Below are 24908 nucleotides of genomic sequence, written 5' to 3'. Positions count from 1 at the left end.
ATTTATGCGGCCGCGTCACCAGCCGCCGGATTGCAGGCCGCGTCGGCGCAGCATTCGTCGGCCAGGAAGCCGATGAGATCGTTCATCATGGGATAGTTGGCGCGGCAGATCAGCGTCGTCGCTTGCCGCTCCTGGCTGACCAGCCCGGTCAGGATCAGGCGGTGCAGATGGTGCGACAGCGTCGAAGCGGCGATGCCGAGGCTCTCCTGCAGGAAGCCGACCGGCCGGCCCGCCTCGCCCGCCCTGACCAGGATGCGATAGAGGTTCAACCGCGTCGGATTGCCGAGCGCTTCCAACTGTTTCGCTGCTTGTTCGAGTTTCATGGAAATAGCATGAGGCCGATGGCTGAGATCGTCAATCCTTATTTCGAAGAATATCGAAATAGACTTCAGGCGACCTGCTTGCCGCCGGCATCGACGACGACCTCGCCATCCTCCTTGGTGAAGGGGCCGATGTCGGGATTGGGGAGGAAAGCGAGCACCGCTTCCGACGGCCGGGCCAGCACGGTCCCGAGCGGCGTCACCACGATCGGGCGGTTGATCAGGATCGGATGCGCCAGCATGAAATCGAGGATCTCGTCGTCGCTCCATTTGGGGTCGCCAAGGCCGAGTTCGGCGTAGGGTGTGCCCTTTTCGCGCAAGAGCTGGCGCGGCGTCATCGCCATCGCTTCGATCAGTTCGATGAGCTTGGCGCGCGACGGCGGCGTCTTCAGATATTCGATCACCTCCGGCTCCTCGCCGGACTGGCGGATGATCGCCAGCGTGTTACGCGACGTGCCGCAGGCCGGGTTGTGATAGATCGTGATGGTCATTCTGCGGCTCTCATTTCTGGTACGGTCTTGGGTTCAGCCAGCAGCCAGCCGGCGAGCGCCAGCGCCAGCAGCCCACCTGCCAGTTCCGCTGCGATGAAGGCCGGCACATCGGATGGCCGGATGCCGGCAAACGTGTTCGAGAAGGCACGGGCAATGGCCACCGCCGGATTGGCAAACGAGGTCGAGGCCGTGAACCAGTAGGCTGATGTGATGTAGAGCCCGACCAGCCAGGGGATGGCATCGCCGCGGAAGCGCAAGCCGGCAAGGATGGTGAAGACCAGGCCGAAACTCGCGACCAGTTCAGCCAGCCACTGCCCCTGCCCGCTGCGCACCGTCGCCGACACCTCCAGCAAGGGCAACTCGAACATCGCATGCGCCACCAGCGTGCCGGCGAGACCGCCAAAAATCTGGACAGTGATATAGCCCAGCACAGCCAGCCAGCCGATGTCGCGCCGCAGCCCGAAAACCAGCGTGACGGCTGGGTTGAAATGGGCGCCGGAGATCGGCCCCAGCGTGGTGATCAGAACCACCAGCATGGCGCCGGTCGGGATGGTGTTGCCAAGCAGCGAAAGCGCCGCATCGCCGGTCAGCCGGCTGGCCATGATGCCCGAGCCGACCACCGTGGCGACCAGCATGGCAGTGCCCAGTGCTTCGGCCGCGAGACTGCGTCGAAGTTCGGTCATGTCAACCTCAACATTTGCAGGTCACGGCCTGGATGACCGGCTGGCAAAGCTCCGGCGCGCCGTTGCAGCAATCCTCTATCAGATAGGCCAGCAGATCGCGAAACCCGGTCATGTCGGCTGTGTAGCGGATGCTGCGCCCTTCACGTTCGCCATGCACCAGCCCGGCCTGGCCGAGGATTTTCAGATGCGCCGACATGGTGTTCTGCACTGTGCCCAGCCGCGTTGCGACCTCGCCTGCCGGCACACCCTCGGCTCCGGCCCGAACCAAAAGCCGGAACACCTCCAGCCTGGTTTCCTGGCCGAGTGCTGCGAGCGCCAGCAATGCTATTGCCTTGTCCATCAATCCATCTATCCAGATTCATGGATTAATGGCAGCCGGCCATGACAATGCTGTGACAGCCAGGGCTCACGCTTTACGCCGGGAACCCGTCGCGCGTGGTTCGCTGAGATGCGGGCGCCAGCCATGCACGCGGTCGCGTCCCGCGGCCTTGGCGCCGTAGAGCGCCTCATCGGCACGCCGCAGCAGATCGGCGATCTCGATGTCAGCACTCCCGTCGAAAGTGGCGACCCCGATGCTGACGGTGACGATGCCCTTTTCGCTGCCGGCATGCGCGAGCCTGAGATCGCGCACCTTGCCCCGCAGCGTTTCGGCGATGACGAAAGCGCCCCGCGCGTCGGTTTCGGGCAGGACGATCGCGAACTCCTCGCCGCCATAGCGGGCCGCCGCGTCGGCCGGCCGCCGCGCCGTCGCCTCGATGCAGCGGCTCACAGTGCGCAGGCATTCGTCGCCCGCCGGATGGCCGTAATGGTCGTTGAAGCGCTTGAACCAGTCGACGTCGATGATGAGCAGGCTGAGCGGCGTCGTGTTGCGCCGGCCGCGCGCGAATTCGCGCGCCAGCGCGTCGTCGAAGGCGCGCCGCGTCAACAATTCGGTCAGCCCGTCGCGGTGTGCCAGCAGGTTCAGCTTCTCGTTGGCGGCCAGCAATTCGGCCTCGACCTGCTTGGCCTCGGTGATGTCGGAGAACACGCTGAGGCTGCCGCCATCGCCGGTCGGCCGGGTCCGCACGTCGAGCCAGCGCCCGTCGGCCAGCCGGATCTGGCGGTGGCTGGCCTGCGTCTGCAAGGCCATGATGTCGGCGACCCAGCCCTCGACCGCATCGGGCGGCGTGACGCTTTCGCCGCGCGCCACCGACGCACGCAGTATGTCGCGGTGGTCGGCGCCGGGCACCCTTATGTCAGCCGTCTTTGGAAACATGGCGCGGTATTGGGCGTTGCACAGCACCAGCCTGTCCTGGGGGTCGAACATCACCAGGCCGTCGGCCATGTGCGTCAGCGCGTCGCCAAGCCTGGCCTGGCTTTCGGCCAATTCGGTCTCCAGCTGCTTGCGCTCGGTGATGTCGCGATTGTGCGTGATCAGGCCGACGATCGCCCCGGCCCTGTCGCGGAACGGCGCCTTCAGCGTCGCCAGCCAGCCATCGGTGCCGTCCTCATGGTGCAGGCGCTGCTCGATGGTGGTGGAGATGCCGGACGCCAGCACGGCAAGCTCGTCTTCGCGGAAATGCTGCGCCGTTTCCCGGGGATAAAAGTCGAAATCCGTCTTGCCGATCAGCGCCTTGGCGTCGGTCGCCTGCATCAGCGCGGCGGTTGCCGGATTGGCGACGATGAACCGCCCGTCTAGGTCCTTGACGTTGAGGCAATCGGGCAAGGTCTCGACCACGGCCTTGAAGATGCGCTTGGACTGCAGCGCTTCTATGCGACGCCGCTCCTGGTGGAGCGCCAGCCCCGACATCGCCACGGAGACGAAGATGAGCAGGCTGGAGGGGAAAAAAACTTTTGGCAGGACCGCCTCGATAATGGACCGGGGCAGGACGCTGAGGCCAAGCAGCGATCCGCACGCCGCCGCCGCACCCAGGATCATGATGTCCATCATGCCGGGCGAGCGGCCCCTGAGCGCGAGATTGCCGGCGATGCCGATCAGCATGGTGGCCGCGATCCCGACCGCGCCGGCGAAGGCGCCGATACCGCCCTCGAAAACCCGGAAGGCACCCGCCATGACGCCCGCGACGATGCCGGCGACAGGACCGCCGAAGAAGCCGGCGACGGCGATCATCGTCGCCCTGAGATCGACCATGACGCCCGGCTGCAACTGCATCGGTGTCAGCATCAGGATGATGGCGCCGGCGCCCATCAGCAGGCCGAAGGCCGCCGCCTTGACAACAGCCGGCCTGCGATCCAGCCACACATGCGTGTGGATCCAGACCGAAACGAACATCGCGACGACCGCGAGATTGGCCAGCAATTCGGACCAGGGCGAACCCATTGCGCACCTTTCCTGTCACCGGGCTTCCGCTGTACCGCCTCTTCGATAGGCTCTCGATGACAACAAAGTGTTACGTCAGGTCTTTGACCTTTCGTTTAAGGGCCCCGTGCCGGCAGGTCCGAAAAGGCCGGCGCAACTTGCAGCACGGCATCAGCCCGAGATCACCCCCAGCGCATGCCGCCGACAAAATCGATGAACGCCCGCAGCGGCGCCGGCGTGAGGCGGCGGCCGGGATAGTAGAGGAACGGGCCTGAGAATTCCTGCCACCAGGGCTCGAGCACCGGCTCCAGCCGGCCATCGTCGAAATAGGGACGCAGCCAGTCCTCGAACAGCGAGACGATGCCGCCGCCGGCGACCGCCACTTCGACAGCAAGGGCCATTGCCGTGCCGGTGCTGACCAAAAGCGGGCCGGTCGGCTCGACGCTCACCACCTCGCCGTCGCGTTCGAACTCCCAGGCCGGCGTGAAGCCGCTGGAAAAGCGGCCGCGCAGGCAGGCGTGATCGAGCAGGTCGCGCGGATGCTCGGGCCGGCCATGCCGGTCGAGATAGGGCGGTGCGGCGGCAGTGGCGAAGCGCTGCCGGCGCGGGCCGATCGGCACCGCGATCATGTCCTGCTCCAGCCGCTCGTCATAGCGGATGCCGGCATCGCAGCCGCTGGCCAGTATGTCGACGAAACTGTCCTCGGCGGTCACTTCCATCCGGATGTCGGGATAGGCGGCGAGGAAAGGCGACAACAGGCGCGGCAGCACCAGTTTCGCCGCGACCACCGGCACGTTGAGCCGCAGCGTGCCGGCCGGGCGGCCGCGAAAGCCGTTGACCACGTCGAGCGCCGCCTCGACTTCGCCGAGCGCGGGGCCGAGCCGTTCGAGCAGGCGCGCCCCGGCCTCGGTCGGCGCCACGCTTCGCGTGGTGCGGTTGAGGAGCCGCACGCCAAGCCCGGTCTCCAGCCGCCGCACGGTCTCCGAGAGGCTGGAGGCGCTGACGCTGCCCACCCGCGCCGCCTCGCGAAAGCCGCCGGCCCGCGCCACCGCCATGAACGCCTGGAGGTCTCCCAGATCCGCTGCCATTGTTCGCCTTTCCGCACAGGTTGTGCCGATTGCACCATATTATCGAGCAAGTGCGTTTTGTCTACATTGGGCTGATCCAAAGGAGATGAGACCATGACCGACATCAGCAAGGCCGGAACCTACAAGCTCGGCGACCGCACCGTAAAACGCCTCGGCTACGGCGCCATGCAACTGGCGGGACCGGGCGTCTTCGGCCCACCGAAGGACCGCGACGCAGCGCTTGCCGTGCTGCGCGAGGCGATCGCCAGCGGCGTCGACCACATCGACACATCGGATTTCTACGGCCCGCACGTCACCAACCAGATCATCCGCGAGGCGCTGCACCCCTACCCTGCCAACCTCACCATCGTCACCAAGGTCAGCGCCAAGCGCGGCGCCGATGGGTCGTGGCTTCCCGCCATGTCGCCGGAAGAGCTGACGCAGGCCGTGCACGACAATCTGCGCAATCTCGGGCTTGATATCATCGACGTCGTCAACCTGCGCTCCATGCATGGCATCCACGGCCCCGCCGAAGGATCGCTGGAGCCGCAGCTCAATACGCTCGCCGAATTGCAGCGCCAGGGCCTCATACGCCATATCGGCCTGAGCAACGTCACATCAACGCAGCTCGCCCAGGGACGCGGCATCGCCGACATCGTCTGCGTGCAGAACCAGTACAACATCGCGCATCGCGAGGATGACGCGCTGATCGACGAACTGGCCGCCGACGGCATCGCCTATGTGCCGTTCTTCCCGCTCGGCGGCTTCACGCCGCTGCAGTCGGACACACTGGCCAATGTCGCCCGCAAACTTGGCGCGACCCCCATGCAGGTGGCGCTCGCCTGGCTGTTGCAGCGTTCGCCCAACATCCTGCTCATCCCCGGCACCTCCTCGGTCGGCCATCTCAGGGAAAACCTGGCCGCGGCCGAGTTGGAACTGCCGCGCGAGGCCATCAATGTGCTTAACGGGATCGGCCGTGAAGCCGAGCAAGCAGCATAAGGCGGTTCCTGCTGTCGATCGGCAGCCTACCGGCTGCCGATCTTGGCGATCCGCGTCTGCGGATCGCAATAGATACCATAGAGCGTCTGCAGGATTCGCTCGACCTCCACCGAGGCCAACCGGTAGTAGACCTGCTGGGCGTCGCGCCTCGTGTCCACGAGCTTGAGCGCGCGCAACTTTGAAAGTTGCTGCGACAGCGCCGACTGGTTCATCGCAACCAGTTCGGCCAGTTCGTTCACGCTCGTCTCGCCGTCCAGCAGATGGCACAGGATCATCAGCCGCTTTTCATTGGCCATCGCGGCGAGCAGTTCGGACGCCTCACGCGCTCGTTTGTCCAGTTCGGCTATTTTTATGTTGCGCATATGAACACATTATCATATTAAGAGTTACAAATAATATTAGCCTGACGCCGGCGCCTGTCAAGCCGATGGATCGATACGCTGGAGATTCACGCCAGCGCGCTCGCTTGATCCGCATCAAGTCGCGGCCGGCCACGATGGCGCAGGATCGGTAAATGCCGCTCCCTGCGTGGGAACCGCAATGTCGGCGTTGCGCCAAAGGCAACGCCGCGAAGGAGGAGAAACATGGCGCATATTGTCGTCCTTGGTGCCGGACTGGGAGGCACCATCATGGCCTACGAGCTTCGCGACGAGCTGGCCCGAGAACACCAGGTTTCCGTCGTCAACAACGGCAGCCGCTATTCGTTCGTGCCGTCCAATCCGTGGGTCGCTGTCGGCTGGCGCGACAGGCAGGCAGTAGAGATAGACCTTGCTCCAGTGCTGGCACGGCGCAACATCGGGTTTCATCCGCAGGGGGCAAAGCGCGTCCATCCGGCTGAGCACACGGTGGAACTCAACGACGGCTCATACCTCTCCTACGACTATCTGGTGATCGCCACCGGCCCCGAACTCGCTTTCGACGAGGTCGAGGGCCTCGGGCCGGAGCACAACACCCAGTCGGTCTGCCACATCGACCACGCGCTCAAGGCCAAGGCGGCCTTCAACGCGCTCGTCGCCAATCCAGGCCCGGTCGTCATCGGTGCGGTCCAGGGCGCGTCCTGCTTCGGGCCGGCCTACGAATTCACCTTCATCCTCGACAAGGCGTTGCGCGACGCCAGGGTGCGCGACCGCGTTCCCATGACCTTCGTCACCTCCGAACCCTATATCGGCCATCTCGGCCTCGACGGCGTCGGCGACACCAAGGGCCTGCTCGAGGGCGAGATGCGCCAGCATCACATCAAGTGGATCTGCAACGCCAAGGTCGACAAGGTCGAGCCGGGCAAGATGTTCGTCCAGGAAATCGCCGAAGACGGATCGGTCAGGCAGGCGCATGAATTGCCGCACGCCTTTGCGATGATGCTGCCGGCGTTCCGGGGCGTGGCGGCAGTGCGCGGCATCGAGGGCCTGACCAATCCGCGCGGCTTCATCGTCGTCGACAAGCACCAGCGCAACACGGCCTTCCCCGAAATATTCGCGGTCGGCGTCTGCGTCGCCATCCCGCCGATCGGCAAGACGCCAGTCCCGGTGGGCGTGCCCAAGACCGGCTTCATGATCGAATCCATGGTCACGGCGACGGCGCGCAACATCGGCCGGCTGGTGAAGGGCGCCCAACCCGATGCCCAGGGCACGTGGAACGCGGTCTGCCTCGCCGATTTCGGCGATTCCGGCGTCGCCTTCGTGGCGCAGCCGCAGATTCCGCCGCGCAACGTCAACTGGTCCTCATCAGGCAAATGGGTGCACACCGCCAAGGTCGGCTTCGAGAAGTACTTCCTGCACAAGATCAGGACCGGAAAGTCCGAACCCTTCTACGAGCGCCTAGCGCTGCAGGTGCTGGGCATCGACAAGCTCAAACAGATCAAGGTCGAGGCGTCGGCGGATGTCCCGGCCGCCTGACCGGGGCAAGTCGCGGCGACTGGGCTTCTTGCGGACGGCAGCGGGCAGGCGCGAAGGCCCGCGGTCGCCGGCAGCAAATTTGGCCACGCCTCTTGCGGTCAATGACAACATCATTATATCTAAATATGATCATACACAAATGGAGATAGCGATGTCCCTTGACCGTTCCGTTCTCGCCTTCGCCGGCACCATGGTGCTTCTGTCCGTCGTGCTCACCGCCTTTGTCTCGCCGTTGTTTGTCTGGCTGACCGTCTTCGTCGGGCTCAACATGCTGCAGTCGGCGTTCACCGGCTTCTGCCCGGCAGCGATGGTCTTCCGCAAGCTCGGCATCAAGCCGGGATGCGCGTTCTAAGGACCATCCGCATGCGCACGCCTCTCATTTTCGCCGCGTTGCTGGCGGCCTCTCCGGCGCTTGCCGGCACGCTGACGCTGGCGCCGACGACGGTCACCGAATGGAAGGCTGTCTATGGCCGTGTCGAGGCGCGCGACACCGTTCCGGCACGCGCCCGCATCGGTGGGCTGATCGTCGACCTGGCCGTCACCGAGGGCGAACTGGTCAAGGCGGGGCAGAAGATTGCTGCCGTCCAGGACGACAAGATCGCCTTCCAGGTCGCGGCGCTGGACGCCCAGTTGCGCGCCTTGCAGTCACAGCTGGAGACGGCGCAGTCTGAACTCGCCCGCGGCCAGACCCTGGTCGACAAGGGCGTGATGACCGCGCAGCGCCTCGACCAGTTGCGCACCGAGGTCGACGTCGCGCGCAACCAGCTCGCCGCCACCGAGGCGCAGCGTTCCGTGGTTGTGCAGCAGGGCGCCGAAGGCGACGTCTTTGCGCCTGGCGATGGCCGCGTGCTGACCGTGCCGGTCACGCGCGGTGCGGTCATCATGGCCGGTGAAGTGGTCGCCACCATTGGGGGCGGCGGCGTGTTCCTGCGGCTTGCCGTTCCGGAACGTTACGCTGCGTCCCTGAGTGAGGGAGCCGCCATCCGCATCAACGCCGGCGGCAAGGGGGCCGCCGGCCGCCTCGCCAAGATCTATCCGCAGATCGACAATGGCCGTGTCATCGCCGATGTCGAGGTCGACAATCTCGATACCAATTTCATCGATGCCCGCGTCCTGGTCGAGCTGCCGGTCGCCGAGCGCCCCGCGCTGCTGGTGCCGACATCGGCGATAGCGACGCGCTCGGGCATCGACTTCGTGCGGGTCGCCGTCGATAGCGGCAACGTCGAACGCGCGGTGGTCACCGGCGAACGGACGAAGCGCGCCGACGGCGACTATGTCGAGATCCTGACAGGCCTCGCGGCGGGTGATGTCGTGGTCACGCCATGAAAGGCAATGCCCCGTTCGGCATCGCGGGCACGCTGACGCGGGCTTTCATCGCCTCGCCGCTGACGCCGCTGTTCCTGATTGCCGCCTTCGCCTTCGGGCTGGTCGCGCTGCTCACCCTGCCGCGCGAGGAAGAGCCGCAGATTTCGGTGCCGATGGTCGACATCTTCGTGCGAGCCGACGGCCTCAAGGCCGACGACGCCGTCAAGCTGATAACCGAGCCGCTGGAGACGATCGTCAAAGGCATCGATGGTGTCGAGCACGTCTATTCGCAGACGCGCGACGACCAGGTCATGGTCACAGCCCGCTTCATCGTCGGCACCTCGTCGGACGCCGCCGTGCTGCGCGTCCACGACAAGGTGCGTGCCAACATGGACCGCATTCCCGTCGGCGTGCCCGAGCCGCTGATCGTCGGCCGCGGCATCGACGATGTCGCCATCGTCACGCTGACCCTGTCGCCGAAGCCGGAGGCGGCCGGACGCATGACGGCGAACGACCTCACCCGCATCGCGCGCGAACTGCGCACCGAGATCGCCAAAATCGACAATGTCGGCCTGACGTATCTGGTCGGCGACACCGGAGAGATCATCCGCGTCAACCCCAACCCGGAAAAGCTCGCCCTTTACGGCATCACCTTGCAGCAGCTCGCCGCCAAGGTGTCGGGCGCCAACAAGGCCTTTCCCGCCGGACGCGTTCGCGACAAGGGCGAGCAGATCGACATCGTCGCCGGCGAAACGCTGGCCTCGCCCGACCAGATTGGCAACCTGCTCGTGACCTCGCGCGACAACCGCCCCGTCTATGTCCGCGACGTCGCCGATGTCGCCTTTGCCACCGACACCGGTGATACACTGGTCTCAACGGTCACCAGGGCTGGCACCGGCGTCGAGCGCGTACCGTCGGTGACGCTCGCCGTCGCCAAGCGGGCCGGATCGAATGCGGTCGCCGTCGCCGACGCCATCCTGCACCGGGTCGCCCTGCTCGAGGGCGGGCTGATCCCCGGCGATGTCGCGATCGATGTGACGCGCAACTACGGCGAGACCGCCAACGACAAGGCCAACGAGCTGCTCTATCACCTCGGGCTGGCGACGATTTCGATCATCGTGCTCGTCTGGGTCGCCATCGGCCGCCGCGAAGCCATGGTCGTGGCCGTGGTTATTCCGGTGACCATCCTGCTCACGCTGTTTGCCTCGCGCGTGATGGGCTACACGCTGAACCGCGTCTCGCTGTTCGCGCTGATCTTTTCCATCGGCATCCTCGTCGACGACGCCATCGTGGTGATCGAGAACATTTCGCGCCACTGGGCCATGGGCGGCGGACCCGACCGCCGGCAGGCGGCTATCGAGGCAGTGGCCGAAGTCGGCAACCCGACCATCGTCGCCACCTTGACCGTGGTTGCCGCATTGCTGCCGATGCTGTTCGTTTCGGGAATGATGGGGCCTTATATGAGCCCGATCCCGGCCAATGCCTCGGCGGCGATGATCTTCTCCTTCTTCGTCGCGGTGATGGTGACGCCGTGGCTGATGCTTAAACTCGCCGGACGGGCGCCGGTTCATGCCCATGGGGACCATGGCAATGGCGGTCCGCTCGGCCGCGCCTACACCGCCGTCGCCCGGCCCATCCTGGCCTCGAAGAAGGCGAGCTGGGCCTTCCTGCTGGCCGTCGGCGTGCTGACGCTCGGTTCGCTCGCGCTGTTCTATACCGAGCATGTCACCGTCAAGCTCCTGCCCTTCGACAACAAGTCCGAACTGTCGGTCACCATCGACCTGCCGGAAGGCTCGTCCGTCGAGGCGACCGACGCGGTGGCGCAGGCCGTCGCCGCCAGGGTTCTCGCGCTGAAGGAGGTTCGATCGGTCCAGACCCATGCCGGAACGGCGGCGCCCTTCAACTTCAACGGCCTCGTCCGCCATTCCTTCCTGCGCGCCGAGCCGCAGCAGGGAGACGTGGCGCTCAACCTGCTGCCGAAGGCGGACCGTGCCCGGTCCAGCCACGAGATCGCGCTCGACATCCGCCAGCGCATCGCCACCATCCCCGTACCGGCAGGCACCAGCCTGAAGGTCATCGAGCCGCCGCCCGGCCCGCCGGTCATGGCAACCCTGCTGGCTGAGGTCTACGGACCCGACGGCAAGACGCGCCGCGCGGTTGCCGCCAAAATCGAGGCGGCGTTCCGTTCCGTGCCGTTCATCGTCGATGTCGACAATTCCTGGGGACAGCCGGCACGCCGGCTGCGCGCCACGATCTCCACCGACGATGCGGAGTTCTTCCATGTCGAGGAGAGCGACGTCTTCGACACGCTTGCCATACTCAATGGCGGCAAAACCGTCGGCTATTCGCATCGCGGCGATGGCCGCCAGCCGATCCCGATCCGCATCGAACGGCCGAAGGGCGAAAGGACGCTCGACGAGCGCTTCATGACCACGCCCATTCCGGCCAATGTCCTGCCCGGCGACCGCGGCGTGGTCGAACTCGGCGATGTCGTGCGGGTGACGCCGGAGCGCGCTTCGTTCCCGGTGTTCAGGCACAATGGCCGCGCCGCCGAAATGGTGACGGCCGAGCTTGCCGGCAGCTTCGAGGCGCCCCTTTACGGCATGCTCGCCGTCAGCAAGGCCATCGACGCGCAGGATTGGACCGGACTGCAAAAGCCCGAAATCGCGCTTCATGGCCAGCCGGAGGATGAAAGCCGGCCGACGCTTCTGTGGGACGGCGAATGGGAAGTCACTTGGGTGACCTTCCGCGACATGGGGGCGGCCTTCGGCGTCGCCCTGCTTGGCATCTACATCCTGGTCGTCGCCCAGTTCGGCTCGTTCAAGCTGCCGTTGGTGATCCTGACGCCGATACCGCTGACCTTCATCGGCATCCTCGGCGGACACTGGTTGTTCAGAGCGCCGTTCACCGCGACCTCGATGATCGGCTTCATCGCGCTGGCCGGTATCATCGTGCGCAATTCGATCCTGCTGGTCGACTTCATCCGCCACGCGGCGTCGCCCGACAGGCCGTTGCGCGAGGTGCTGATCGAGGCCGGCGCGATCCGTTTCAAGCCGATCCTGCTGACCGCACTTGCCGCCATGATCGGCGCGGCGGTGATCCTGACCGACCCGATCTTCCAGGGGCTGGCGATCTCGCTGCTGTTCGGCCTGGCCTCCTCGACGCTGCTGACCGTGCTGGTCATCCCCGCGATTTACCGGGTGCTGCGCACTTAAAGCAATTCCGGGAAAAGCATTAACGGTTTTCCGTCGAAAATTACGTTAAAATAAGGAGTTAGTCGCCGACGTCAAAGCGCGTTTCGCAAGCGTTCATAGAGGCGGCGAGGACCTGACAACGGATATTCGAGCAATGGATGGGCCTGGGAATCCGGAATGACCGCAGGCAGCGGCGGGCCGGGGCAGCGTTCCTGAACATCGGTCCAGGACGAAGCATTGAGCACGGTGTCGCAGCGCGCGAGGTGCGTGTTGCCGGCCACGACGAGGCAGGCAAAGCCGCCGCCCGGGATGAACTGACCGTTGGCCCGGCAGACGGACGTGGCCGGCGCGGGTGCTGGCGCCGGATCGCCCGGGCAATGGTCGAGGACCTCTTTCCAAGACAGGATATTGAGGTTCGCCTCGCAGCGGGCCAGGTGGCTGGCCCCGCCGACCCTCAGGCAGGCATATTGCCCGGGCTCAAAACGTCCCATGTTGGCTATGCATATCGCATCGGCCCACGCCGGCATCGTCAAACCGGAGAGCATCACGGCGGCAGGAAATACGGCGCACTTCACTTAGGCGGACCCATCGCTAATACCTGCTCCATCGCATTGTTCGATTGTGGCAACATAAGGTCCAGACAGGACTTGGCCAGCTGAGGCAATGCGGGTCGCCATGCCTCTAATCCAGCCGAACTGCCCTTGCGGCATGACCAGAACCCGTTGACGTAGCCGCTCTTTCCAGTTACAGAACCACTTAGTTCCAGAACTAGATGGTTCCATAATGCCCACGCAAATCTCCCTCGACGACACATTCGCCGCGCTCGCCGACCCCACGCGCCGGGCGATCCTGGCTCGGCTGCTTGATGGCGAAGCGTCGGTTGCCGAGCTGGCGCAACCCTTTGCGCTCACGGTACGCGCGGTCTCCAAACATGTCGGCGTGCTGGAGCAGGCCGGCCTTGTCACCCGCAGCCGGGCGGCGCAAAAGCACCTCAGCCGCATCGAGCTCAAGCCGCTGCGCGACATCGACCGCTGGCTCGACGACTACAGAAAACTCTGGGAAGACCGTTTCGACCGCATGGAAGACCTTCTGCGGCGCGGCGCGGACAAAAAGGAATGAGCCCGTCCGCAACCGCCGACCGCAGCTTTGCCATCGAGCGGATTTTCAATGCACCGGTCGAGCGCGTCTTCAAGCTGTGGACCGATCCGCTTCTGGTCGCGCAATGGTGGGGCATCAAGGACTGCACCATTCCCCATTGCGTGCTCGATGTACGCGTCGGCGGCCGCTGGCGCATCGACATGCTGACCGCCAGCGGCGCGCTCTACCGCAACCAGGGCAGCTATCTCGAAGTCGTCGAGAATTCCAGGCTGAGCTACTGCGACGAACCCGATCCTGAAATCCGGGAATGGGCCGGCAAGCCGCCGGGCCAGAGCCGTCACATGGTCACCTTCACGGCCCAAGGCGCGCGCACCCATGTCCATTTCGAGGTGACACTTGCCAGCGCCGCCGACCGCGAACGCCTGCTGGCGCTCGGCATGCACGGCGGCTGGATGCAGAGCTTCGACCGGCTGGAACAGCTGATAGCCACCGGAGCCGACCATGCTGGCTGAAGACGCAAAGCCGACCACGCACGCCGTGCTGTCCAAGGATGGAACGCCGATCGCGTGCGAGCGCCGGGGCCAGGGTCATCCGCTCATCCTTATCGACGGCGCGCTCTGCTCACGCGCCATGGGCCCGAGCCGCCCGCTGGCCAAGGCGCTGGAGGGCAGTTTCACCGTGTTCCGCTACGACCGCCGTGGCCGCGGCGACAGCGGCGACGCAGCACCCTACGCGGTCGAGCGCGAGGTCGAGGACATCGAGGCCGTGTTGCAGGCGGCCGGCGGTGAAGCCTGTGTCTGGGGCATGTCTTCCGGCGCCATGCTGGCGCTGATGGCGGCAGCCCGCCTGCCCGGCATCAGGAAGCTCGCGCTCTACGAAGCACCGCTGATCGTCGACGACAGCCGCGCGACCACGCAAGGCGACTGGGCAACGATCCGGCAAGCCATAGCAGACGACCGGCGCGGCGACGCCGTGAGCGCCTTCCTCAAATCGGTCGGCATGCCCGGCCTGCTCATCGCCTTCATGAAGCTGACGCCGATCTGGCACAAGCTCAAGGCGGTGGCGCACACGCTGCCCTATGACGGCGCCATCGTCGCCAGCGACCAGCTCGGCAAGCCGCTCGACCCGGCCCGCTGGACCGCGCTTGGCGTGCCGATACTGGTGACCGATGGAGCAAAAAGCCCGCTTTGGATGCGCCATGGCAACAACGCGCTGGCGCAGGCCCTGCCCAAGGCCCGCTACCAGACGCTGGCAGGCCAGAACCACATGCTGAAACCAGCAGCGCACACGCCGGTGCTGACGGCGTTCTTCAACGGGCGGGATTAGGCGTGGACGACAACCCCATGCGAATAAAAGGAAAACCGACCATGCAGCTTCGCCATATCCTCATCAAGGTCGACGACCAGGACAAGGCGCTGGCCTTCTACACCTCGGTCCTCGGTTTCGTGAAAAAGCATGATTACGACGGCGGCCGGGCCCGCTGGCTGACGGTGGTGTCTCCCGATCAAGCCGACGGCGCTGAACTGGTGCTTGAACCCAACCGCGATGCGCCAGCGCGTGCCGCGCAGAAGGCCCTCCATGACGCGCACTTTCCGGCGGCCCTGATTACCAGCCGCGACATCCAGGCCGACTACGACCGGCTCGCCGGGCGCGGCGTGAAATTTCTCGGACCGCCCCAGCGCGTGGGCCCGGTCAGCGCCGCCTTCTTCGATGACACCTGCGGCAACTTCATCGTGATGGCTCAGCAGCCCGGTTGACGCGCCATCGCCTCCGGTGACGCCCTACCGCAACCAGCAGGGGCTAAGTATTTGAACGGAACTGTGCAGCCCGATTCTGACCTGGATCAACTTCGGCTTCCTGAAAAGCAGCTATAGTCGCGAAGGCCACGAAACGCGATGGCCCGATCAGGAGAAAAGCATGAGCCGCCTGCATGTCGAAAACCACCTTGTGTCGCGCATCGGCTGGCTCCGCGCCGCTGTGCTGGGGGCCAATGACGGCATCGTCTCGACGGCGAGCCTGATCGTCGGCGTGGCGTCGGCCTCCGCGCCGACATCGCAGGTTCTGGTGGCCGGCATAGCCGGGCTGGTCGCGGGCGCCATGTCGATGGCGGCCGGCGAGTATGTCTCGGTCAGCTCCCAATCTGACACCGAGAACGCCGACCTCGCCCGCGAACGCGAGGAACTCAGGACCCAGCCCGAATTCGAGCGCGAGGAACTGGCGCAGATCTACGTCAAGCGCGGGCTGGAGCCGGGCTTGGCGCGCCAGGTCGCCGATCAGCTGATGGCTAGGGATGCGCTGGCCGCGCATGCCCATGACGAACTCGGCATTTCGGAAATGACCACGGCGCGGCCGATCCAGGCGGCGCTGACCTCGGCGGCGACCTTCAGCGTCGGCGCGGCGATGCCGCTCATCATGGTGCTGGTATCGCCGGCTTCAATGCTGGTGCTGGCGGTTTCGGTGGCCTCCCTGCTTTTCCTCGCCCTGCTCGGCGCCATCGGCGCCAGGGCCGGCGGCGCCAATATCCCGCGCGCAACGCTGCGCGTCACCTTCTGGGGCGCTTTCGCCATGGCGCTCACCGCCGGCATCGGCGCGCTGGTTGGCGCTGCGGTGTAAGCTGCGCGCTCCCTACCCGCTGGTGGCCGGCTGCGGCAGGCGGCCTTCGAACAACGCGCTCTGGTCGCGGATGGCCGCCACCATGTGTTCGCGAAACACCCTGACGCGCTTGGTTCGCTTGAGGTCCGGATGGTAGAGCAGCCAGAGCCCAAGATCGTGGATCGGGTCCGGTTGACGAAAGCGCTCCAGTTCGCCGGCGCTATCGCCCATGAAGCAGGGCAGATAGGCAAGGCCCAGCCCCTGTTTCAGGGCGGCGAGCGTCAGCAGCGTATCGTCGACGAAGAAACTATGGCGGTGATCCGGACAGGCCGCATGGGTCCAGGATTGGTGGAAGGCGCAGCACTCCACACCAATCCAGAGCGGTCTGGCGCCGCTGGCGCGCAAACCGCTGAGATAGCGCCGCTCTCCGTAGACGGCCGACGCCACATTGGTGAGCCGCGTGCCGACCAGCGTGTCGAGCGGCGTGTTGGTCAGCCGGATGGCAATGTCGGCATGGCGTTCCGCCAGGCTGACATATTTGTTGGAGACCTGCACATGCAGCCGGATGTCCGGGTAGGCCTCGCTGAAGCCGGCGAAGATCGGCATCAGCACGGATGAAGCCATGTTGTTGATCGCCGACACCCTAAGCTCGCCGGCGACACGGTCTTCCTGACCGCCGAGCGCGCCCTCGACCTCGAGCACCTCCATCTCCATCTTGCCGGCCGCCATCCTCAGTTCGTCGCCTGCCGGCGTCAGCTCGTAGCCGGATTTCTTGCGCTCGATCAGCCGCGTGCCAAGCTGCGTCTCCAGGAGCCGGATGCGGCGCGACACGGTGGAGTGCTGGATGTTCATGCGTTTTGCGGCGCCGCTTATCGAGCCGTCGCGCGCGACGGCCAGGAAAATCCGCAAGTCATCCCAATGCATCCTGGACCCCGATCCGTGCAATTTTGCAAAATGGGCGTCGAGATTTCGAGAATGGTACCAGAATTACGCCACACCTAGGCTTTCCGGCAAGGCAATAGTGCCTTCGCGGAGGATGCCATGACCATGCAGCAACCGATTTTCGATCCGGCAAAGTTCAAGGAAACCACCCGCAAGCAATGGGATAGTGCCGCCGAAGCCTGGAACCGCTGGGGTCCGCTGTTGACCCGCTGGCTCGGACCCGCCACCGAACTGATGCTTGACATGACCGATGTCGGCAAGGGCAGCCGGGTCCTCGATGTCGCCGCCGGTGCCGGCGAACAGACGCTGACGGCCGCGCGGCGTGTCGGGCTTACTGGCTATGTGCTGGCCACCGACATCTCGGCGGGCATTCTGAACTTTGCCGCCGACAATGCGAAGCTGGCCGGCTACGCCAATGTCGACACCGCCGTCGCCGATGGCGAAATGCTGGATGCCCTATCGGCTGAACCGTTCGACGCGGTGATCTCGCGCGTCGGGCTGATCTATTTTCCTGACCAGAACCGGGCTCTGGGTGGCATGCGCGATCATCTGAAGCCAGGCGGCAAGGTCGGCGCTATCGTCTATTCCACCGCCGACAGGAACCCGTTCTTCTCGATCCCGGTCGGCATCATCCGCCGTCGTGCCGCACTGCCTGCACCCCTGCCAGGCCAGCCCGGGCCGTTCAGCCTGGGCGACCCGACGGTGCTGGCCAAGCGCCTGACCGATGCGGGTTTCCACGACGTGCGCATCGAGAAGGTCAACGCGCCGGTGCGGCTGCAATCGGCGCTCGAATGCCTGCAGTTCGAGCAGGAATTGTTTGGCGCACTGCACCAGATGCTGGCCGGCCTGTCCCCTCGCGAGCAGGACGACGCCTGGGCCGAAATCGAAACCGCGCTTGGTCAGTTCGAGCATGACGGACAGTTCGAAGGCCCATGCGAAATGCTGGTCGCAGCCGCCACCAGATAGGTGGACCTCTGCCAGGTGCTTGAGCAGCACCGGATGCGCGTGATAGCCAAGGTGCGGCGGCGGCCGCTTACCAAACGACGGTGCCGGCGGCTGATCGCCCGCCGGACACGCAATCCGCAACGACAAAGCAGGACATGACACCACGCCAGCCACCAACCATCGGCCGTCGTCCCACCAGCAAGCCACCCGGCGTCAGCCTCAACCGCGCGCTGTCGAAACTCGGCCTGTGCTCGCGCACGCAGGCCGAGCTGTTGATCGCGGAAGGCCGCGTGCGCGTCGGCGGCAAAGTGGTGCGCGATGCCTCGCTGCGCGTCGACCTGGACCGCGACCGCATCGTCGTCGATGGCGATGAGGTCGTTGCCGAGCGCAAGGTCTATGTCATTCTCAACAAGCCGCGCGGGCTGGTCACCACCCGCGACGACCCGCAACAGCGCGACACCGTCTATGCCTGCCTGGAGGGGCTCGATTTGCCTTTCGTCTCGCCGGTCGGCCGCCTCGACAAGGCCAGCGAAGGCCTGCTGCTGATGACCAACGACACGCATTTCGCCAACCGGCTGATGGACCCGGCCTCGCATCTGCCCAAGACCTATCACGTTCAGGTCGCCACCGTGCCCGACGCGGCGATGCTGGAGACGCTGCGCGCGGGCGTGACCGTCGACGGCGAGACCCTGACCGCCAATTCGATCGCGCTTTTGCGCAGCGGCGGCCGCACCGCCTGGCTGGAAATCGTGCTTGACGAAGGCCGCAACCGCCACATCCGCCGCCTGCTCGCCGCCCACGGCATCGAGGTCAAGCGCCTCATCCGCATCGCCATCGGCCGCTTGTCGCTTGGCGAATTGGCCAAGGGCACCGCGCGGCATCTGACGGCGGAGGAGCTGGTGCTGCTGGCGGACTGAAAAAACGTCCCCGCCTGCCAGGCCGGAACCGGCCTCGCTATTCCTGCGGAACGCGCGGCCGGAGCGCTCAATCAGGCCTTGTTGGTGATCCACATGGTCGGCGCACCGATCACGCCGGCACTTCCCATCGCCTCTTTCAATTTCGGGTTCTGGATGAAGGCCTGTGCTTCAGCGGCACTGGCGAAATCATGGGTCACGGTAACGTCGTTGGGGTTGTCCGCCGCCTGATAGACGGCCTGTGCCTTCACGCCGCCGGTCTTTTGAACCGGGGCGAACCCGTCATAGACTTTGCGCCAGGCCTTGTAGTCGGACACGGTATGTCTCACGAACAGCGTCGTCATCATCCATTCCTCCCAGACTGTCGGTTGTTGGTGCGCCCACGAGGTCGGCGATGGGCCGTCCGTTATATCTCTCCAAGCTAATGTTTGGCAAATGGCGGACGGATGGATGAGAGGCGCCTGAGAGCTGCGCCGCGAAAGATTTCACTGCCATGCCGATGATTTGCATCAGGCCTCCTGACGGAAAGCTGGCAGGAGGCCTGGCCTATAGAGCGATCGGGAGCCGGATCGCGGCTTCAGCGATCAAGGAGCCCAAGCCATGAATTTCGTCTCAATCCGCATCATCACGTCAGATGTTCAGCGCCTCGTGCGCTTCTACGGCGAGATCACCGGCATGCCGGTGACGGTCTACACGGAAGACTTCGCCGAACTCGAGACACCGTCCTGCACGCTGGCGATCGGCAGCACGCGCACCTTGATGCTGTTTGGCGGCGACATTGCCCGCCCCGCCGACAACCACACAGCCATCCTGGAATTCCGCGTCGGCGACGTCGATGCCGAATTCATCAGGCTGTCGGACTTCATCAGGGCCACGACCGTGCAGAAACCAACCACCATGCCCTGGGGCAACCGCTCGCTGCTGTTTCGCGACCCCGACGGCAATCTGGTGAATTTCTTCACGCCGGTGACGGCGGAAGCAATCCGGAAATTCGATAGATAGAGCTGGCCATCATCGCCAATCGTTCAGTCTGGATTTCCCGTCTCCGCAACGCTCTCCTTGCGCCGGAAGGCCCAGAGCGCGAGCGCGCCTCTGCGCAAATCATTGGGATGGTCCAGTCGAGCGATGTCCTCGTTTACGGTCCAGGGTTCCGGGAAGTCGGCCGCCACTTCGGTTGCGACAATCCCGGCATCTTCAAGATCGTGATCGGCGACCTCGCCGTCAAACACGAAGCGAAGCGTGATCTCAAACCCTTCCCAGCCGCAGGTAACCGCCCGCAGCCTCGGCGAAACGGCGCCGAGCAGCGCGCGTTGCACGGATAGCAGCAGCTTCGCCCGAATGTCATCCATGGGCCTGCGCCCTATGCTTGGTTCCACTTGCGCACCACCGGCTCGCTGAGATCATGCTCATAGCCGAGCACGCTGATGCTGGCCGTGTCGAGCACGAACAGCGCCCCGCCTTCGGGCGGCAGGCCGAGCCAGCGGGCGGCCAGCACGCGCAGGAAATGCGCGCTGGAGAAGATCAGGATCGAGCCGCCAGCGTCGCGAAGCTGTCTGATGATCCTGTCGGCGCGGGCGCCGACATCGGCCGCCATCTCGCCTTGCGGGCAGCCGTCGCGAAAAACGTTCCAGCCCGGCCGCTCGGCCAGGATTTCCTTGGTGGTGCACCCCTCATAGGCGCCGTAATCCCACTCCTGCAGATCGTCGTTTCTGACGCTCCGAGCGCCAAAACCGGCGAGCATGCTGGTGTTGTAGGCGCGCTGCGAGGGGCTCGACCAGACGGCCGTGAACGACAGGCCCTTGAGCCGCTCGGCCACGCCCCGGGCGGCCGCCTCACCGGCCGGCGTCAGCGGCATGTCGGTGCGGCCGGTATGCTGCCCTGACAGGCTCCATGCCGTCTCGCCATGCCGGACCAGGTGGATTTGCGGATATGCGCTGCTCATAAGCTCGGTCTTTCGTTGAAGTCAGGTCAAGCTTTAGCGGTCGGCACCAGACAGCGAAAGTCCCCGGCTGCCATCGCAGCCCTTCAGCACCGCACCGCTGGCTTACCAATCCGTAAGGTCCCTGCCACCAAGTTTTCATGAACCTGTCATGTCCGCTCGCCTACCCTGATCCATCGAGGGTTGCGAGACGAGGGACACTTCAATGAAAAAATTATCTCTGGCGCTGGCCGCCGGCACGCTCACGACGGCGTTGGCGGGCGCGCTGTCTGTTTCCAGCGCCAACGCCGCACCCTACAAGCACGTCCTGCTCATCAGTATCGACGGGCTCCATGCACTCGACCTGGCAAACTATGTCGCCGCGAATCCGAAAAGCGCGATCGCCACGCTCGCCGGTACCGGGATTTTCTATCCGAATGCGCTGACCAGCGCCCCGTCCGAACTCGTTTCCTGGCCTTGTCGCACAGGTAACCGGCGGTACGCCCAAATCGACGGGCGTGTTCTATGACGACAGCTATGACCGCACCTATTTCGCGCCGGCTTCGGATTGCAAGGGCGAGGCCGGCGCCGAGGTGTCCTTCGCCGAGAACATCGACGTCGATTCGACGCGCCTTGATGGTGGCGGCAAGCCGGGCGATTTCCACAGCCAGATCGACCCGGCTAAGCTGCCGATGACGCTGGTCAACGGCAAGTGCTCGGTGGTCTATCCGCATGATTTCGTGCGGGTCAACAACGTTTTCGAGATCGTGAAGGCTCATGGCGGCCGCACGGCCTGGTCCGACAAGCACCCGGCCTACGAATGGCTGAACGGACCTTCGGGCAAAGGCGTCGACGACCTCTACGCCCTGGAACAGGACAGCTTGATCCCCGGCACAAAGGTCAAGACGACCGGCAGCTTCAAGGCCGAGCGTGACTTTGACGAAGCGCGGGTCAAGGCGGTGATCAACGAAATCAAAGGCCTCGACAGCACCGGCACGCATCCCGCGGCGGTTCCCGCGCTTTTCGGCATGAATTTCCAGGCGGTCAGCGTGGGCCAGAAACTCCCCAAGTCCGGTCCCGGCGACGAGGCCGGTCTGGTGGGCGGCTATCTGGATGCCAGCGGCGCGCCTGGCAATGGTCTTGCCGGGCAACTCGCCTATGTGGACGGCGCTCTCGGCGAACTGATGGTGGCACTCAAGGACAACCACCTCACCAGTTCGACCCTGATCATACTTGCCTCGAAGCATGGCCAGTCGCCCATCGACCCGGCGACGTTCCAGCCACTGGACGATGATCCGTACACCAAGACACCGGGCTACGCCTTCCACATCGCCGACGACGCCGCGCTGATCTGGCTCAAACCGCAAGACAGGGCCAAGAACCTCGCCGCGGCGCAGGATTATCTCGAGAAGTCGAGCAAGGCTGAGGGCATCGCCCAGATCCAGCCGCCAAATGCCCTTGCCCTCGCCTATCAGGATCCGGCCACCGACAGCCGTACCCCGGACTTCATAGCCACGGTCAACCCGGGCGTGGTCTACACATCCGGTTCGAAGATTGCCGAGCATGGCGGCGCCAATGCGAACGATCGCAACGTGGCGCTTCTCATCAGCAATCCTTCGCTCAAGCCGAGATCGGTGCCGACCCTGGTGCAGACGACGCAGGTGGCTCCCACCATCCTGCGGGCTCTTGGCTACAACGCGAACGAACTCCAGGCTGTGAAGCTCGAAGGCACCCAGGAATTGCCTGCGACACCGTTCTAGGCCTGGGATCATATCGTTTCACAATGGCCGCCGGGCATGCTCGGCGGCCATTCGTTTGCGGTCAGCCCCCGTTTCGTTTGCGGTCAGCCCATCTGTTTGCGATCGGCAATGTTTGCAGACAGTTGGCCGGATCGCTGAAGGCAGGCAGCGACTGGCCTGACTTTGATTTGAGTTTCCCACCTCACTCGCCTGGCCTTGATCCGCATCAACGTGGCCCTGTGATGAAGCCGGTAGCGAACTTATATCAAGGTCAGCCTCCAACGCTCCCGCCACCCAAGGGCATCGGCCCTTGCACAACAGGTCAGATCATCATGTACAAACATCTGCTCATCGCCACCGACGGATCGGAACTGGCCGACAAGGGCGTTGCCCATGGCCTCACCTTGGCAAAAGGCATCGGTGCCTCCATCACCCTCATTACCGTGTCCGAACAATTCCCGATCTTCGCCTGGGGCGGCGCGATGGCCGGCTATGCCGCCGGCGACGAACTCGCCGTCTTCCAGGAAGAATCGCGCAAATACGGCAAGGAGGTTCTCGACAGGGGCAAGGCAGCGGCCGATGCGGCGGGCGTTTCCGCCGAGGTTGTGCATGTCGAGGACAAGCGGCCGGCCGAAGCCATCCTGGAACTATCGCAGGCGCTCGGCTGCGACCTGATCGTGATGGCCTCGCACGGCCGCCGCGGGCTGGGCAAGCTGCTGCTGGGCAGCCAGACGGCGGAAGTGCTGTCCTACACCGAGATCCCGGTGCTGGTGGTTCGGTAAGGTGTATCTCCGAGAGCTGGAACCGGCTTTCGGAATCATGCTCAAATAACCGCCAGGGCTCCGGCGCGGCCGTCATGCGCCGGACATTCATTCGCCTCGGAGGAAAACAACGAATGGTGGATGACGGTCGCACCCGGATAATCCCCGGAAGAACGCTGGAATCGGCGGCCATGCTGGCAAGCGTCAAACGGGCGATGGCGATCACCGCCAACCTCAACCGTCTGACATTCAACGACGCCGACGAGGTCCGCGCCTTGTTCAGCGAGCTCATCGGCAGACAAGTCGATGACAGCTTCTTGCTGATACCGCCCTTCTACACCACTGGCGGCCCCGACATCCGCGTCGGGCGCAATGTCTTCATCAACCAGAACTGCACTTTTTATGATCTCGGCGGGCTCGATATCGCCGACGATGTGCTGATCGGGCCGAATGTCAGCCTCATCACCTCAGGCCATCCCCTCGAACCCTCGCGGCGGCGCGCCTTCACCACCGCAAAGCCGATCGTCATCGAACGCAACGTCTGGATCGCCGCCGGCGCAACGGTCATCGGCGGCGTGACGGTGGGCGAAAACGCCGTCGTCGCGGCGGGCTCGGTGGTGACCAGGGACGTTCCCGCGAATACGCTTGTCGGCGGAAACCCGGCGCGGGTTATCAGGTCGATTGCCGAGTGAGCAGACTCACCACAGCGCCTCCAGCACCAGATACGTCCCCAGCGCCAGCAACCCGACAAAGAACACTTTGCGAAACGTCTCGACACTCATCTTCTGGCGCAGCGCCTGGCCGATGAACATGCCGGCCAGCGCCGGCACGAGGACTGCTGCCGATCCCGCCAGTTGCGTCGTCGGCGACGCCAGCGCGCCCGTCCTGAACAGGCCGATGGCAAGGGCTGCCGTCGAGACGGTGAACGACAGGCCGAGCGCCTGGATCAGATCCTCCTTCTCCAGCCGCAGCGATTGCAGATAGGGCACCGCCGGGATGACAAAGACGCCGGTGGCGCCGGTGACCAGCCCGGTCGCCACGCCGACCAGTGGTGAGGCCCACGCTTCGTGGCGCGCCGGTGTGGTGAAGCCGAGTTTTAGCAGGCCGAGAATGGCGTAAAGGACAAGTGCGGCGCCGAGCCCTGCCGAGGCCGCGCCCGCATGTGTGCCGGTGAGCACCCCGGCTCCCGCGACGGTGCCCAGCATGATGCCGGCCATCATCGTCCACAGCCGCTTGACGAGGCCGGCGAAGGACGGGCCCGTGAACAATTGCCAGAGATTGGTGACCAGCGACGGGATCAGCAGCAGGGCGGCGGCTTCAGCCGGCGGCATCGTCACCGCCAGCAATCCCATCGCAACCGTCGGCAGCCCCATGCCGACGACGCCTTTGACGAGGCCGGCAGCGAGGAAGACGACACCGATCCAGACAATGATACCCACGCTCAGCACGACCGCACCACTTGATCAATCATGCAACAGCATGTCCGTCGCGTCCGGGCTGGGTTTTGCCGGCGCGGCATCGCGGCTGACCGAAGCCGCTGATGTCATACATCCCCGCGGACCAGGCTGCGCCTGCGCCAGGGCAAGCGAGGCCACGGCCACCGCCAGCACGATCGCCATGCTCTCAAGAATGCCGAGCCCTTGCCGGCCTGGTGTCTTCCGACCTGATGTCTTTTCGTCCATCGCACATCTCCATTGCGGATGATTGACTGACATAAGGGCCGCGCACAATGTGGAAGTTGCGCTGCCA

31 protein-coding genes are annotated in these 24908 nt (G+C 64.9%); 17 read left to right on the top strand and 14 right to left on the bottom strand.

Annotated features, from left to right (window positions below):
- Positions 1-2: 2 nt before the first annotated feature.
- The 6 genes from ACZYHG_RS16495 to ACZYHG_RS16470 form a co-directional block, all read right to left on the bottom strand.
- Entirely contained in the window at positions 3-323 is a 321-nt protein-coding gene (locus ACZYHG_RS16495) for an ArsR/SmtB family transcription factor (RefSeq protein ID WP_010910714.1), read from the bottom strand.
- Positions 324-388: 65 nt separating this feature from the next.
- Positions 389-811, bottom strand: coding sequence for an arsenate reductase (glutaredoxin) (gene arsC, locus ACZYHG_RS16490; protein WP_464609439.1), 423 nt, complete (start codon positions 809-811; stop codon positions 389-391).
- Entirely contained in the window at positions 808-1494 is a 687-nt protein-coding gene (locus tag ACZYHG_RS16485; protein ID WP_464609438.1) for an aquaporin, read from the bottom strand. The genes arsC and ACZYHG_RS16485 overlap by 4 nt, the downstream gene beginning before the upstream one ends.
- A gap of 7 nt (positions 1495-1501) precedes the next feature.
- Positions 1502-1834 (bottom strand): ArsR/SmtB family transcription factor, encoded by a 333-nt coding sequence (locus ACZYHG_RS16480; protein ID WP_464609437.1) that lies wholly within the window; start codon positions 1832-1834, stop codon positions 1502-1504.
- Between the two features lie 66 nt (positions 1835-1900).
- A complete protein-coding gene (locus ACZYHG_RS16475) occupies positions 1901-3814 on the bottom strand; it encodes a diguanylate cyclase (protein ID WP_464609436.1) in 1914 nt (637 codons plus the stop codon).
- Between the two features lie 161 nt (positions 3815-3975).
- The gene (locus ACZYHG_RS16470; RefSeq protein WP_464609435.1) at positions 3976-4881 is read right to left on the bottom strand and encodes a LysR family transcriptional regulator; all 906 of its coding nucleotides are present in this window, start codon (positions 4879-4881) and stop codon (positions 3976-3978) included.
- A 93-nt stretch (positions 4882-4974) separates the two neighbouring features.
- On the opposite strand from ACZYHG_RS16470, the gene ACZYHG_RS16465 reads away from it, so the two are divergent.
- Entirely contained in the window at positions 4975-5859 is an 885-nt protein-coding gene (locus tag ACZYHG_RS16465) for an aldo/keto reductase family oxidoreductase (RefSeq protein WP_464609434.1), read from the top strand.
- A gap of 26 nt (positions 5860-5885) precedes the next feature.
- Here ACZYHG_RS16465 and ACZYHG_RS16460 read toward each other — a convergent pair whose 3' ends face one another.
- Positions 5886-6221, bottom strand: a complete 336-nt coding sequence (locus ACZYHG_RS16460) for an ArsR/SmtB family transcription factor (RefSeq protein WP_464609433.1) — start codon at positions 6219-6221, stop codon at positions 5886-5888.
- A 222-nt stretch (positions 6222-6443) separates the two neighbouring features.
- Between ACZYHG_RS16460 and ACZYHG_RS16455 the strand changes: the two genes are divergently transcribed.
- The 4 genes from ACZYHG_RS16455 to ACZYHG_RS16440 all read left to right on the top strand — a co-directional run bounded on the left by ACZYHG_RS16455 (position 6444) and on the right by ACZYHG_RS16440 (position 12271).
- The gene (locus ACZYHG_RS16455) at positions 6444-7751 is read left to right on the top strand and encodes an NAD(P)/FAD-dependent oxidoreductase (protein WP_464609432.1); all 1308 of its coding nucleotides are present in this window, start codon (positions 6444-6446) and stop codon (positions 7749-7751) included.
- Positions 7752-7902: 151 nt separating this feature from the next.
- Positions 7903-8103 carry a YgaP family membrane protein gene (locus ACZYHG_RS16450; RefSeq protein WP_464609431.1) on the top strand — a complete coding sequence of 67 codons (201 nt, stop codon included), beginning with the start codon at positions 7903-7905 and terminating at the stop codon, positions 8101-8103.
- A gap of 11 nt (positions 8104-8114) precedes the next feature.
- On the top strand, positions 8115-9077 hold the full coding sequence (locus ACZYHG_RS16445; protein WP_464609430.1) for an efflux RND transporter periplasmic adaptor subunit: 963 nt from the start codon (positions 8115-8117) through the stop codon (positions 9075-9077).
- The gene (locus tag ACZYHG_RS16440) at positions 9074-12271 is read left to right on the top strand and encodes an efflux RND transporter permease subunit (RefSeq protein ID WP_464609429.1); all 3198 of its coding nucleotides are present in this window, start codon (positions 9074-9076) and stop codon (positions 12269-12271) included. The genes ACZYHG_RS16445 and ACZYHG_RS16440 overlap by 4 nt, the downstream gene beginning before the upstream one ends.
- A 71-nt stretch (positions 12272-12342) precedes the next feature.
- On the opposite strand, the gene ACZYHG_RS16435 is transcribed toward ACZYHG_RS16440, so the two are convergent.
- Entirely contained in the window at positions 12343-12825 is a 483-nt protein-coding gene (locus ACZYHG_RS16435) for a hypothetical protein (RefSeq protein WP_464609428.1), read from the bottom strand.
- 208 nt (positions 12826-13033) lie between these two features.
- On the opposite strand from ACZYHG_RS16435, the gene ACZYHG_RS16430 reads away from it, so the two are divergent.
- The 5 genes from ACZYHG_RS16430 (at position 13034) to ACZYHG_RS16410 (ending at position 15961) form a co-directional block, all read left to right on the top strand.
- Positions 13034-13369, top strand: a complete 336-nt coding sequence (locus ACZYHG_RS16430) for an ArsR/SmtB family transcription factor (protein ID WP_464609427.1) — start codon at positions 13034-13036, stop codon at positions 13367-13369.
- Complete coding sequence (locus ACZYHG_RS16425; protein WP_464609426.1) at positions 13366-13860, top strand: SRPBCC family protein; 495 nt, start codon at positions 13366-13368, stop codon at positions 13858-13860. Before ACZYHG_RS16430 ends, ACZYHG_RS16425 begins: the two co-directional genes overlap by 4 nt.
- Complete coding sequence (locus ACZYHG_RS16420) at positions 13850-14674, top strand: alpha/beta fold hydrolase (protein ID WP_464609425.1); 825 nt, start codon at positions 13850-13852, stop codon at positions 14672-14674. Before ACZYHG_RS16425 ends, ACZYHG_RS16420 begins: the two co-directional genes overlap by 11 nt.
- Positions 14675-14676: 2 nt before the next feature.
- On the top strand, positions 14677-15105 hold the full coding sequence (locus ACZYHG_RS16415; protein WP_464609424.1) for a VOC family protein: 429 nt from the start codon (positions 14677-14679) through the stop codon (positions 15103-15105).
- Positions 15106-15265: 160 nt separating this feature from the next.
- Positions 15266-15961 carry a VIT1/CCC1 transporter family protein gene (locus ACZYHG_RS16410; protein ID WP_464609423.1) on the top strand — a complete coding sequence of 232 codons (696 nt, stop codon included), beginning with the start codon at positions 15266-15268 and terminating at the stop codon, positions 15959-15961.
- A gap of 12 nt (positions 15962-15973) precedes the next feature.
- Here the strand turns inward: ACZYHG_RS16410 and ACZYHG_RS16405 are convergent, their stop codons facing one another.
- Entirely contained in the window at positions 15974-16864 is an 891-nt protein-coding gene (locus tag ACZYHG_RS16405; protein WP_464609422.1) for a LysR family transcriptional regulator, read from the bottom strand.
- 117 nt (positions 16865-16981) lie between these two features.
- Between ACZYHG_RS16405 and ACZYHG_RS16400 the strand changes: the two genes are divergently transcribed.
- Positions 16982-17848 (top strand): class I SAM-dependent methyltransferase, encoded by an 867-nt coding sequence (locus tag ACZYHG_RS16400; protein ID WP_464609421.1) that lies wholly within the window; start codon positions 16982-16984, stop codon positions 17846-17848.
- 134 nt (positions 17849-17982) lie between these two features.
- A complete protein-coding gene (locus tag ACZYHG_RS16395; protein WP_464609420.1) occupies positions 17983-18744 on the top strand; it encodes a pseudouridine synthase in 762 nt (253 codons plus the stop codon).
- Positions 18745-18815: 71 nt separating this feature from the next.
- Here the strand turns inward: ACZYHG_RS16395 and ACZYHG_RS16390 are convergent, their stop codons facing one another.
- Positions 18816-19085: a cyclase gene (locus tag ACZYHG_RS16390; RefSeq protein WP_464614705.1), complete on the bottom strand. Its 270-nt coding sequence runs from the start codon at positions 19083-19085 to the stop codon at positions 18816-18818.
- Positions 19086-19341: 256 nt separating this feature from the next.
- Here ACZYHG_RS16390 and ACZYHG_RS16385 point away from each other — a divergent pair, with 256 nt between their 5' ends.
- Positions 19342-19743, top strand: a complete 402-nt coding sequence (locus ACZYHG_RS16385) for a VOC family protein (RefSeq protein ID WP_464609419.1) — start codon at positions 19342-19344, stop codon at positions 19741-19743.
- Between the two features lie 23 nt (positions 19744-19766).
- Here the strand turns inward: ACZYHG_RS16385 and ACZYHG_RS16380 are convergent, their stop codons facing one another.
- Together ACZYHG_RS16380 and ACZYHG_RS16375 are read right to left on the bottom strand one after the other, a co-directional pair.
- A complete protein-coding gene (locus tag ACZYHG_RS16380; RefSeq protein WP_464609418.1) occupies positions 19767-20090 on the bottom strand; it encodes a hypothetical protein in 324 nt (107 codons plus the stop codon).
- Positions 20091-20101: 11 nt separating this feature from the next.
- Positions 20102-20683 (bottom strand): histidine phosphatase family protein, encoded by a 582-nt coding sequence (locus tag ACZYHG_RS16375; protein WP_464609417.1) that lies wholly within the window; start codon positions 20681-20683, stop codon positions 20102-20104.
- 202 nt (positions 20684-20885) lie between these two features.
- On the opposite strand from ACZYHG_RS16375, the gene ACZYHG_RS16370 reads away from it, so the two are divergent.
- The 4 genes from ACZYHG_RS16370 to ACZYHG_RS16355 all read left to right on the top strand — a co-directional run bounded on the left by ACZYHG_RS16370 (position 20886) and on the right by ACZYHG_RS16355 (position 23851).
- Positions 20886-21188: a hypothetical protein gene (locus ACZYHG_RS16370; RefSeq protein ID WP_464609416.1), complete on the top strand. Its 303-nt coding sequence runs from the start codon at positions 20886-20888 to the stop codon at positions 21186-21188.
- Positions 21178-22419 (top strand): alkaline phosphatase family protein, encoded by a 1242-nt coding sequence (locus ACZYHG_RS16365; protein ID WP_464609415.1) that lies wholly within the window; start codon positions 21178-21180, stop codon positions 22417-22419. Before ACZYHG_RS16370 ends, ACZYHG_RS16365 begins: the two co-directional genes overlap by 11 nt.
- A 311-nt stretch (positions 22420-22730) precedes the next feature.
- Positions 22731-23180 (top strand): universal stress protein, encoded by a 450-nt coding sequence (locus ACZYHG_RS16360; protein ID WP_464609414.1) that lies wholly within the window; start codon positions 22731-22733, stop codon positions 23178-23180.
- Positions 23181-23293: 113 nt separating this feature from the next.
- Positions 23294-23851: a sugar O-acetyltransferase gene (locus tag ACZYHG_RS16355; protein WP_464609413.1), complete on the top strand. Its 558-nt coding sequence runs from the start codon at positions 23294-23296 to the stop codon at positions 23849-23851.
- A 6-nt stretch (positions 23852-23857) separates the two neighbouring features.
- On the opposite strand, the gene ACZYHG_RS16350 is transcribed toward ACZYHG_RS16355, so the two are convergent.
- Both ACZYHG_RS16350 and ACZYHG_RS16345 read right to left on the bottom strand, forming a co-directional pair.
- Positions 23858-24607 carry a sulfite exporter TauE/SafE family protein gene (locus tag ACZYHG_RS16350; protein WP_464609412.1) on the bottom strand — a complete coding sequence of 250 codons (750 nt, stop codon included), beginning with the start codon at positions 24605-24607 and terminating at the stop codon, positions 23858-23860.
- Positions 24608-24622: 15 nt separating this feature from the next.
- Positions 24623-24841, bottom strand: a complete 219-nt coding sequence (locus tag ACZYHG_RS16345; protein WP_464609411.1) for a hypothetical protein — start codon at positions 24839-24841, stop codon at positions 24623-24625.
- Between the last annotated feature and the right edge of the window lie 67 nt (positions 24842-24908).

It is taken from the genome of Mesorhizobium subarcticum (assembly GCF_055456085.1).
The sequence above is the reverse complement of the archived record's forward strand: the minus strand, read 5'-3'. Positions and strand labels throughout refer to the sequence as shown.